The following is a 9,657-nucleotide window of genomic DNA, read 5'->3' as shown; positions in this document are numbered from 1 at the left end:
AAGCGAAAAGCGAAAAGCGAAAAGCGAAAAGCGAAAAGCGAAAAGCGAAAAGCGAAAAGCGAAAAGCGAAAAGCGAAAAGCGAAAAGCGGAGAGCAGAGAGCGGAGGGCAAGGGCGAAGAACAATGCAAATACATCCCAGAGTCTAAGGGGTAAAACGATTAAAATATATTGTAAATCGATAAATGAAAGGTTATAATATCACTGAGTCTACACAGATGAGGTGGTTGTAATGAACCGCGTATCCACTTTTTTTCTAAAGATAACCGTGTTGTTCATGGCGATGCCTGCGATCGCGGTATGCGTATTTGGTGTGATTGGACTGATAAGGAATAACCCTAATCAATTTCCGGGCAGGATGCATCCATCGGATATCGGCTTTTTTGCAGCTGTAATTCCATACTTTATAGCTTTACATACGGTCATGAAATTACTTGGTTATATTGATAACAACACCGCGTTCTCCGAGTTGTCCGTCCGGGCGTTAAAGAAGATTAAATATTGCGGCGTATCTATCGGAATCATTTTTGTGGCGATGATGCCGTTTGTGTTTATCATGGCGAGGCAAGAAGATGCTCCGGGGATTATCGTAATAGGGTGGGCTGTAGCCTTTGCTTCATTTGTGGTCGCCGTGTTTGGCGCTTTGCTAGAGCGTCTGCTGCAAAATGCCATAAAGCTTAAGTCAGAGAATGAACTCACCGTTTAGCCTCCGAGGACATCGCCGAACATAAAATAACCGTCTCTGAGGAGACGGTTATTTTATGTTTTGGACTTGCATAGGATGGAAGCAGTAAGGAACAAGCGATGAAGAAGCCTATCTATGAAAAAAAGGTTAGAAGCAGATCTAGCTGTCTCTAACCTATTCCTAACCATTTGTTATGCGATCTTACAAAGGCTTCCAACTCGATTGAGGCTGGAATTTCATGAAGAAATGGGCCCATACTCCTATTTTCGACAAAAAAAGAACTAATCTTACCACACTTTCCGACATATTCCAGCCGAACTGTTAGGTATAATAACATTATTGTTTTACTTTATTAGGAGTGGGAGTCGGATAAAATGAGAGATGCAGAAATGCAAGTAGCAAGCACCGAAGATAAACGTACTGAGCTAAATATTAGGGAAATATTAATTCAACTCAATATTCCACCGGAAAAATGGCCAGCGGATCTGATCCAGCCCTAACCATTGTCCCAGCCTAATTCATCATACGTTCAGCCCGAACGAAGGCAATAAACCGTTTTGTTTCTTCAGCTGTAAGCTTACGGCCGTCCACGCTTAAATTATACTTCTCCAGCAGCTCTTCGTCAGACAGCTCCAAATGATCGACAAAGTTACGAATATCTTCGCTTAACGCCGCCTGTGTATTCGTTGTTCTTCCTACCAAATAATCTATGGAAACTTGATACAGGTCAGCAAACTTCGCCAAGGTCTCCGTATCAGGCTCTCTGCGGTTTTTCTCGTAATGAGATAATGCAGCCCTGGATATGCCGAGCTTCGAGGCGGTTTGCTCCTGTGTCCATTTTCTTTCTTCCCTCAAGCCAGCAATTCGGTTTCCTATATTCATCTTTATATCCTCCTAAAATGACTGACTTCCGCTACACCTATATTAATACGTAAACGTTAAAATTTCATTTGTTGCAACAAAACGTCGCAAAATATCCGCGTACTCTTTATTTCCACTTGACATGTTACATAACGTATCGTAAAGTGGAAGAAATACTAGATACGTTTTGTATCATTTATCCTCAGTATTCACACGTTTCGCAGCCTTTATTCCTCTCTGCTAGCGTAACCGATAGATGGGGTTCCGCGGGTGAAATTCAGGTAAGGAGATGCTTCAGCCATGGGGGCCGACCCGTTTATACCACGGTCTAATATTCGTATCCATCTGCACGAAGGGATAACAGCAATAGCTGGTCTGCTCGATGAGCAGGGCCTCTTGCTGACGGCTTCGACATGTCCGGTGCTGATCCTGAATATGAGCCGTCATGGACTTTGCTTTTTGTCGGGACTACGCTTTCCTGTGCATAAAGGCTACATGCTGGATTTCCGGATGAAGATTTCCGGCGTGGCGATCAATCTGCGCGGCCATGTCGTTTGGCGCAACGCAAGGGACAACCAATTTGAGTACGGCATCGTCTTTCATCCTCCCAACCGGCTTCAAGCTGTGCTGGTCCGCATGCTGAATCAGGAGCTTCTGCGTCAAAGCCCGCAGCAGTACAAGATTCATGCATTATATCGGGCATTAAGTTATAAGGCAATTCAATAATAGGTGGCAGGTGGTAAACCCATGCAACAATCCCTAATGGAAAATAGCAAGCTGATTACGACGAGCAATCCCGATTCCCCTATTGCCGAAGCGTACCGTTCTTTGCGTACGAATATTCAATTCTCTTCCATTGATGTACCCGTGAAGACGCTGATGGTCACGTCCTGTCAGTCCGGTGACGGCAAAACAACAACGATTGCGAACCTTGCGGTTGCCTTCTCGCAAGAGGGCAAGCGTGTACTGCTGGTTGATGCGGATTTGAGACGCCCAACTCTTCATACGGTTTTTATGCTGTCCAATCAGACCGGCCTGACGAACGTTTTGGCTAATCAGATGGATTGGGAGGATGCCGTGCATTCCACCTCGGTCGATAATTTGTTTTTTATCGGTTCCGGTCCCACTCCGCCTAATCCTTCGGAAATGCTGGGCTCCAAAAAAATGAATCAGCTTATTGAAGAGCTGTCCGCCCATTACGATATGATCCTGTTTGACGCTCCGCCTTCCCTCGTTGTAACCGACGGACTTGTGCTTGCTTCCAAATGCGATGGCGTAGTTGCCGTAATCAGCGTTGGGATGACCAAGCGTCAGCAAGCGAAAAAATTGTACGCCAGTCTTGAGCATGTAAAAGCGAAGCTGCTTGGAGTGGTGCTCAACAATAAGAAAAAGAAAAGCAAGGATCAGCTGTATTACACCTATTACGGTACAAACAGGAGGATGTAATGGGAGAGCAGCAAGTAAGACTCGTGTTATTAGCCGGCGGTCAAGGCAGACGGATGTGGCCGCTTTCTCATTCGAAGCGTGCGAAGCAGCTTCTTCCCGTGTTGCCTGGACCAAGCGGTGAAAAGGAGTCTTTGCTGAACAGGCTGTGGCGACAGCTGGATCAGGTCGGATTGCAGCAGGATACGTTTATTACAATCAGCCACAATCAGGCGGAAACGTTGCGCAATCAGCTCTCCATCAGCCTGAACGTGATTCAGGAGCCGGAGACGAAAGGGAGTTACCCCGCCGTTGCCCTTGCTGCTTCCTATCTTTATTCGGTTGCATCCATTCCTCTCCACGAGACGGTTGCCGTATTGCCTGCGGATCTGTTTGTGGAAGAAGAGGACTGGTTCGAGACGCTGAAGGAGCTGCCGGAGCAGCTTCGCAGGCATCAATTAAATCGTGCGGTGACAAGCGATGTGAGCGGCATTATCGTCTTCCGGCTGGAAAGCGTAATCTCCGCTTTGACTGAAGAGGGCCTTCCCATCCAGTATGAGCAGCTTTTCCGTCGTTACGAGGAGCTTTATAGCCGGCTGGAAGACAGAATGATCGGATTATTTGAAGAAAGCCCTACCTTCCGAATGCCGGAGCAGCCCTTTTGCCGCATTAACAGCTGGAAAGCTCTTGCAGCCGCCTTCCCGGAAAACGCTTCTATTTATAATGATTCGGCAGCTCCCGTAATTATGATGGGGCTGAGCAATATTACCGTGGCCGTTTCTTCCGCGGGAATTTTGATTGCCGATCAAGCCGCCTGCATTCCTGATGAACAGGCGCGGATTATAAGCAAGGAACAGCCGCCGCTGGTTCCAGGTTATGAGGCAGGCAGGTGGGGCAATGCCGTCGTAATTAGCAGCTTATCCCGCGAGGATGGACAGCAAGCAATCACAAGAAAGCTCGAAGTGGTTGACGGCGGTTTCCTAAGCTATGCCTTTTATTTGAAGCGTAAGATTGTCTGGACGGTACTGTCCGGTGTAGGAGAGCTGATCCGCAATGAGAAGAGAAGCATGATTAAGACAGGTGAAGTTGTCGAGCTTCTGCCGGGAGATCGGCATACCGTTATGGCCAGGTCCGGACTCACGCTCCTGGAAGCTCACATCGGAACGGATCTAACCGAAGATGACCGGATTGTGCTCGGGAATCATGGGGAAGAAGTCCATACGGCTATCTAGAGTTTGCGGTAATGAAGAAGGGGGAAGCGAAGGGTGAAACGGGGCTGGAGAAGGGCACTCATTGGCATTGGAGCGGGATTGGTCGTCATTGCTGCCGGAACAGGCGGATATGCCTGGCATCTATATGGTTCGGTGAAAAAGACGGCGGACAAAATCTATGAGCCGATTCAGCCAACGGCATATGTAAGCAAAGATCCTGAGGTTACGGTCAAACCGCAGCAAGCGGCTCAAGCCTTGATTGAGAAGCGGCATCCTTTTACGGTAGTGGTGATGGGCGTTGACGAGCGGGAGAATGATAAAGGACGCTCCGATACATTGATTGTGCTTGCCGTTAATCCAGAGAAGAAATCGATCCTCATGTTTAACATCCCGCGTGATACGAGAACGGAAATTATCGGCCATGGTACAACGGATAAAATCAATCATGCGTACGCCTTTGGCGGAGTGTCGATGGCGAAAAATACGGTCGAGCATTTTCTGGATTATCCCATCGATTATTACATCCGGATCAACATGGAGGGCTTCGCCCATCTGATAGACATTCTTGGCGGCGTCGAGGTAAACAATCCGTTTTCCTTCTATTATGTTGGCCACCAATTCGATAAAGGACCCCTAAAATTAAACGGTGATCTGGCGCTCCTCTATTCCAGAATGCGTTACGACGATCCAAGAGGCGATCTCGGCCGGAACGCCAGACAGCGGGAGATCATGATGGAGGTTATGAAGAGCTCGCTTCAGTTCTCCAACATTACGCAGATTCAAAAAATACTGAAAGAGCTTGGAAACAGCGTCAAGACCAACATTACGTTTGACGAGATGAAGACCTTCATGTCCGATTACCGGGAAGATCTCGGCAATATTAACACGGTTGAGATTAGCGGTTCGGGAAGCATGATCAATAAAATATGGTACCTTATTGTAAGCAAGGAAGAGAAAGAGAGAATTCATGAGCTGCTTAAAGAACAGATGGATACCAATCAGACAGCGTCTTAACAGGGCGCTGTTTTTGTCTCTCGTAATGTATACGCTTACAATATAAAAGACGACAAATCATATACAAGTATTGACAACTTTCGCTAAATCCAATAAAGTATAGATACGAAGTGTAACAATAATTGATAATGATACAATTAGTATTGGGAACGGGGGAATAATGATGATGCAATTGGAAGAATTTTTTTATTGCGTGGGCTGCGGAAAAATGGTGAAGGTGCATGATGCAAAGGCGCTTTTTCGGACCGGCTTTTTCCGTGTTGTCCTTCCGCTTGGCTGCTGCTCGGACTGTTCCCGGGTCTAACGAAATAAAGTCTTAATAGGCTGTTCACTTTCCCTCCCCCTTCTAATTCGCTATAATAGACGGACGATACATAGAACTAGATTTTGGAAAATAAAGCAATGATTCATCATTGGATGAATCATTTAAAGGGAGGGTATCATGGAGCAACCGATCGTACAGCTGCAGCAGGTGACGAAGCGAATCGGGAAGAAGACGATTATCGACAATCTGACGCTAGACCTGCCGCTTGGCGAAGTTTTTGGTTTTCTCGGGCCTAACGGCTCCGGTAAAACAACCACGATCCGCATGATGGTAGGCCTTATGGCCATGACCGCGGGCGAAATCAAAATCGGCGGGTACAGCATCAGGACCCAGTACCAGCAGGCTATACGCAATGTGGGAGCGATTGTTGAGAATCCGGAAATGTACAAGTATTTGACCGGTTACCAGAATCTTGTCCATTTTGCGCGAATGATCGATGGTGTGACGCCTGAACGGATTCAGGAGGTCATAGCCCTTGTTGGTCTGGAATCCCGAATTCATGACAAGGTGAAAACCTATTCTCTCGGGATGCGTCAAAGACTTGGGGTAGCTCAAGCCATCCTGCACCGTCCAAAGCTGCTTATCCTTGACGAGCCGACCAACGGATTGGATCCGGCCGGTATCCGCGAGCTGCGCGATTATCTCCGCCAGCTGTCCAAGGAAGAAGGCATTGCCGTGTTTGTCTCCAGTCACTTGCTCTCCGAGATGGAGCTGATGTGCGACAGGGTTGCGATTATTCAAAACGGCAAGCTGATCGATGTTCGGACCATCCACCAAGGAGGTCTGGATGCTGCGAGCGATGTAAATATGCTGTTCGAGGTAGACAAGCCTGCCGAAGCATCCGAAATTGCGGCCGGGCTTGGAAAAGCCGCGTTCAGGGAAAGCGACAGCCTTATTATTGAAGCAAACCGCGAGTTCGCTGCTGAATTTAATGCCCGATTGGTTGCCGCGGGCATCAAGGTATACGGTATCCGCGTCCAAACCAAGTCGCTTGAGGATCAATTCCTTGAAGTAACGGGGGGTGAACGCATTGTTTAATTTTTTCAAGCTGGTTCAGAATGAGAACATGAAAATTTACCGCCGCCCACGGACGTATGTCATGCTGGGAATCTTGCTTGCTTTGATCGCGGCAATATCGATTATCGGTTATTTCGTGGATCATAATCATAATACCTCCGCATGGAGCATGATTATGACGGAAGTGATGATCTCGTATACGTTGATTACGGTATTTACGATCATTATCGCTTCTTCCGGCGTAGCCGACGAGTTCACGAGCGGCACAATCAAGCTGCTTCTGATTCGTCCGTGGACAAGATCCAAAATTTTGCTGTCCAAATACATTGCCGTTCTTCTATACGCGCTAGGCATGGTCATCGTTATGCTGCTGTTTACCGTCGTGCTGAATATCATTCTGTTCGATGCAAGCGATAATGCGGCAGCCGATATTGTTTCCCCGCTTGTTTCGGGCTCCATCGCGGCTTATTTAATCAAATACGCCTTGCTGAAGTACGTGTCGCTGATCGTCACCACAACGCTGGCGTTTATGCTGGCAACCGTATCCCGCAGCGGGGCGCTCGCTATAGGCTTGTCGCTGTTCCTGATATTGGGGGTTAATAGCTTTACGCCGCTGCTGGCTGCGCTTAAGTACAAATGGGCGGATTATATTCTGTTCATCCATCTTGATCTTACGCAATATTTGAACGATACGCCATTGCGCGACGGTTCAACGATGGGCTTTTCCATCGCCGTCTTGGCCGTCTATTACGCCATTTTTGTTGCTCTGGCCTGGTACGTCTTCAAGAAGAGGGACGTAGCGGCTTAAAGCAAAACGAATAAAAACTCCCATTCGGTTCTTCCTTCCGGAAGAGCAGAATGGGAGTTTTTCGTGTCTGGCGCATAGGTTCCGATCAGACGGCCTGGCGGGCTTTTTCCTTCTCGGGGGTTTGTTCCTTGGCGGGCGGGGACGTATGGCTTCCGCTGCCTGTCTCGGACAACGGCCGGGTACGTTCGCTTGGACGTTCCATGTGGCAGGTACCGTTCAGCATGCCGCCGTCCTGCACGATCATGCCTTGGGCGGATACGCTGCCGGTCAGTTGACCTGTTGAAGTAATGGTCAGCCTGCCTTTAGCGGTTACCTCGCCGTATACTTTGCCTGCAATCGTGATATCTTTGGCGGTTATGTTCGAGCGTGCCATACCGTTTTCCCCGATAATGACATCTCCCAGACATTCAATGTCTCCGCTATGTTCTCCTTCGATGCGGAGGTGTGCTTCGCAGATCAGCTTACCCTCGATACGCGTCCCTAGACCAATTAACGTATCGGTCGATGAAACGCGCTTGTTGTCCTTGAACATGGGGATGCTGCTCCTCCTTCCGTTCGGCCGGTATTTGACGTTCTATTGACTTTTATTCTCGCAAAGCTCGAAACATGCCAGATTTATCTTCGATCTATAGGAGAAAAATGGCGTATACCTACGGGTCAGTACGAGTTTGTCGAATATAATGATAGTGTTGATTTTTGATCTAACAGGATGGTGAGGCATGAACGTAATGGATACAAGGCTGCCGGGAGTGAAGCTGCTGGAGCCACCCGTATACGGCGATCACAGAGGTTTTTTTACGGAAAGCTATAACGAAAAGACGGCACGCGAGAATGGCATCCTCCATGCTTTCGTTCAGGATAATCATTCGTTGTCGGTAGAAGCGGGGGTTCTCCGCGGCATGCATTATCAGCTTCAGCCAAAAGCGCAGACGAAGCTGGTCCGGGTAACGGCGGGGGCGATCTACGATGTGGTTGTGGATATTCGCCGCGGCTCGCCAACCTTTGGACAATGGCAGGGCTTTATTTTAAGCGCGGCCAACAAAAGACAGCTGTTAGTTCCGCAAGGCTTTGCCCATGGCTTCTGTACGCTGGTGCCGAACTGCGAGGTACAGTATAAGGTGGATGCCTTGTACGCTGCGGAGCATGACAGGGGGATCGCCTGGAATGATCCGGCGCTTGGCATTGACTGGCCGGTGACGAAGCCGATCTTATCGGATAAAGACGCCAAGCATCCCGTGCTTGCCCAGGCGGAAATCAATTTTGTATATGAGGGGTGAGCATACCACAATGAAACTTTTAGTTACGGGCGGAGCGGGATTCATCGGGAGCAACTTCGTTCATTACATGATGAGCCGTTATCCCGATTACGAGCTCATTAATGTCGATGCCTTAACGTATGCGGGCAATCCGGAAAATCTGCGGCAGGTGGAGGGACATCCGAACTATACGTTTGTCAAAGCGGATATCGCGGATCAGGCGGCGCTTACCCCTCTGTTTGAATCGGGTATTGACGCTGTCATTAACTTTGCCGCGGAATCCCATGTAGACCGCAGTATTTTGCAGCCGGGACTGTTTGTGCATGCGAATATCGTCGGGACGCAGACGCTGCTTGACTTGTCCAGGACGTATCAAGCGAAGAAATACGTGCAGGTATCGACGGATGAAGTGTACGGTACGCTTGGCGCAGAGGGAATGTTTACGGAAAATACGCCGCTTGCGCCTAATAGTCCATATTCGGCAAGCAAAGCCGGAGCAGACCTGCTTGTCCGCGCTTATTACGAGACTTACGGTCTGCCGGCCGTCATTACGCGCTGTTCGAATAACTACGGACCGTATCAATTTCCGGAAAAGCTTATTCCTCTGATGATTCTCAATGCGCTGCAGGATAAGCCGCTGCCGGTTTACGGCGACGGTCTTCAGATCAGAGATTGGCTGTATGTCGAGGATCATTGCAAAGCGATCGATCTGGTGCTTCATCAAGGCCGTGTCGGGGAAGTGTACAACGTTGGCGGCAGCAATGAACGGACCAACTTACACGTGGTAAAAACCATCCTGCAGGAGCTGGGCAAGCCGGAATCGCTAATCCGCCATGTGAAGGACCGTCCCGGCCATGACCGGCGTTATGCGATTGATGCGGATAAAATCAAAAGCGAGCTTGGATGGACACCGTCGCATAGCTTCGAGAACGGGATTAAATCGACGATCGAATGGTATCTTCGCAACGAAGAATGGCTCGAGCAGGTTGTAACCGGTGCGTATAGGAACTATTACGATACGCAGTATGCGAAAAGGCTGGAGTCCAAATGACCGCAGCGG

13 protein-coding genes are annotated in these 9,657 nt (G+C 48.7%); 11 read left to right on the top strand and 2 right to left on the bottom strand.

The features are described 5' to 3' along the window. The 3 genes from PGL01S_RS31130 to PGL01S_RS31465 form a co-directional block, all read left to right on the top strand. Nucleotides 1–197, top strand: a 197-nt coding sequence (locus PGL01S_RS31130) for a hypothetical protein (RefSeq protein WP_127495667.1), incomplete at its 5' end; no start/stop codon positions are given. Nucleotides 198–230: 33 nt separating this feature from the next. Then, nucleotides 231–704 (top strand): DUF2975 domain-containing protein, encoded by a 474-nt coding sequence (locus tag PGL01S_RS16365; RefSeq protein WP_127495666.1) that lies wholly within the window; start codon nt 231–233, stop codon nt 702–704. Between the two features lie 353 nt (nt 705–1,057). Continuing rightward, on the top strand, nt 1,058–1,183 hold the full coding sequence (locus PGL01S_RS31465; RefSeq protein WP_280525714.1) for a hypothetical protein: 126 nt from the start codon (nt 1,058–1,060) through the stop codon (nt 1,181–1,183). 13 nt (nt 1,184–1,196) lie between these two features. Here the strand turns inward: PGL01S_RS31465 and PGL01S_RS16360 are convergent, their stop codons facing one another. Beyond that, nucleotides 1,197–1,565, bottom strand: coding sequence for a helix-turn-helix domain-containing protein (locus PGL01S_RS16360; protein WP_127495665.1), 369 nt, complete (start codon nt 1,563–1,565; stop codon nt 1,197–1,199). A gap of 279 nt (nt 1,566–1,844) precedes the next feature. On the opposite strand from PGL01S_RS16360, the gene PGL01S_RS16355 reads away from it, so the two are divergent. The 6 genes from PGL01S_RS16355 (at nt 1,845) to PGL01S_RS16330 (ending at nt 7,341) form a co-directional block, all read left to right on the top strand. Further along, on the top strand, nt 1,845–2,270 hold the full coding sequence (locus PGL01S_RS16355) for a PilZ domain-containing protein (RefSeq protein ID WP_127495664.1): 426 nt from the start codon (nt 1,845–1,847) through the stop codon (nt 2,268–2,270). Nucleotides 2,271–2,291: 21 nt separating this feature from the next. Continuing rightward, on the top strand, nt 2,292–2,990 hold the full coding sequence (locus PGL01S_RS16350; protein ID WP_127495663.1) for a CpsD/CapB family tyrosine-protein kinase: 699 nt from the start codon (nt 2,292–2,294) through the stop codon (nt 2,988–2,990). Continuing rightward, nucleotides 2,990–4,198, top strand: a complete 1,209-nt coding sequence (locus PGL01S_RS16345; RefSeq protein WP_127495662.1) for a sugar phosphate nucleotidyltransferase — start codon at nt 2,990–2,992, stop codon at nt 4,196–4,198. The genes PGL01S_RS16350 and PGL01S_RS16345 overlap by 1 nt, the downstream gene beginning before the upstream one ends. Nucleotides 4,199–4,231: 33 nt before the next feature. Beyond that, nucleotides 4,232–5,191: an LCP family glycopolymer transferase gene (locus PGL01S_RS16340; RefSeq protein WP_127495661.1), complete on the top strand. Its 960-nt coding sequence runs from the start codon at nt 4,232–4,234 to the stop codon at nt 5,189–5,191. A gap of 442 nt (nt 5,192–5,633) precedes the next feature. Further along, complete coding sequence (locus tag PGL01S_RS16335; protein ID WP_127495660.1) at nt 5,634–6,554, top strand: ABC transporter ATP-binding protein; 921 nt, start codon at nt 5,634–5,636, stop codon at nt 6,552–6,554. After that, a complete protein-coding gene (locus PGL01S_RS16330; protein WP_127495659.1) occupies nt 6,547–7,341 on the top strand; it encodes an ABC transporter permease in 795 nt (264 codons plus the stop codon). The genes PGL01S_RS16335 and PGL01S_RS16330 overlap by 8 nt, the downstream gene beginning before the upstream one ends. Nucleotides 7,342–7,426: 85 nt before the next feature. Here PGL01S_RS16330 and PGL01S_RS16325 read toward each other — a convergent pair whose 3' ends face one another. Further along, nucleotides 7,427–7,873 carry a bactofilin family protein gene (locus PGL01S_RS16325; RefSeq protein ID WP_127495658.1) on the bottom strand — a complete coding sequence of 149 codons (447 nt, stop codon included), beginning with the start codon at nt 7,871–7,873 and terminating at the stop codon, nt 7,427–7,429. Between the two features lie 187 nt (nt 7,874–8,060). On the opposite strand from PGL01S_RS16325, the gene rfbC reads away from it, so the two are divergent. Beyond that, the gene (gene rfbC, locus PGL01S_RS16320) at nt 8,061–8,618 is read left to right on the top strand and encodes a dTDP-4-dehydrorhamnose 3,5-epimerase (protein WP_127495657.1); all 558 of its coding nucleotides are present in this window, start codon (nt 8,061–8,063) and stop codon (nt 8,616–8,618) included. 10 nt (nt 8,619–8,628) lie between these two features. Beyond that, nucleotides 8,629–9,648, top strand: a complete 1,020-nt coding sequence (rfbB, locus tag PGL01S_RS16315) for a dTDP-glucose 4,6-dehydratase (RefSeq protein WP_127495656.1) — start codon at nt 8,629–8,631, stop codon at nt 9,646–9,648. Nucleotides 9,649–9,657 lie beyond the last annotated feature (9 nt).

The sequence above is a fragment of the Paenibacillus glycanilyticus NBRC 16618 genome (assembly GCF_004000805.1).
In the GTDB taxonomy this organism is placed as follows: Bacteria; Bacillota; Bacilli; order Paenibacillales; family Paenibacillaceae; genus Pristimantibacillus; species Pristimantibacillus glycanilyticus.
This window is presented reverse-complemented; position numbering and strand designations above follow the sequence as displayed.

Excerpts from the sequence above, each read along its gene's own strand:
- PGL01S_RS16355 (WP_127495664.1), top strand. The coding sequence starts at position 1,845 with ATGGGGGCCGACCCGTTTATACCACGGTCTAATATTCGTATCCATCTG.
- PGL01S_RS16335 (WP_127495660.1), top strand. The coding sequence starts at position 5,634 with ATGGAGCAACCGATCGTACAGCTGCAGCAGGTGACGAAGCGAATCGGG.
- PGL01S_RS16365 (WP_127495666.1), top strand. The coding sequence starts at position 231 with ATGAACCGCGTATCCACTTTTTTTCTAAAGATAACCGTGTTGTTCATG.
- rfbC (WP_127495657.1), top strand. The coding sequence starts at position 8,061 with ATGAACGTAATGGATACAAGGCTGCCGGGAGTGAAGCTGCTGGAGCCA.
- PGL01S_RS16325 (WP_127495658.1), bottom strand. The coding sequence starts at position 7,873 with ATGTTCAAGGACAACAAGCGCGTTTCATCGACCGATACGTTAATTGGT.
- PGL01S_RS31465 (WP_280525714.1), top strand. The coding sequence starts at position 1,058 with ATGAGAGATGCAGAAATGCAAGTAGCAAGCACCGAAGATAAACGTACT.
- rfbB (WP_127495656.1), top strand. The coding sequence starts at position 8,629 with ATGAAACTTTTAGTTACGGGCGGAGCGGGATTCATCGGGAGCAACTTC.
- PGL01S_RS16360 (WP_127495665.1), bottom strand. The coding sequence starts at position 1,565 with ATGAATATAGGAAACCGAATTGCTGGCTTGAGGGAAGAAAGAAAATGG.
- PGL01S_RS16350 (WP_127495663.1), top strand. The coding sequence starts at position 2,292 with ATGCAACAATCCCTAATGGAAAATAGCAAGCTGATTACGACGAGCAAT.
- PGL01S_RS16345 (WP_127495662.1), top strand. The coding sequence starts at position 2,990 with ATGGGAGAGCAGCAAGTAAGACTCGTGTTATTAGCCGGCGGTCAAGGC.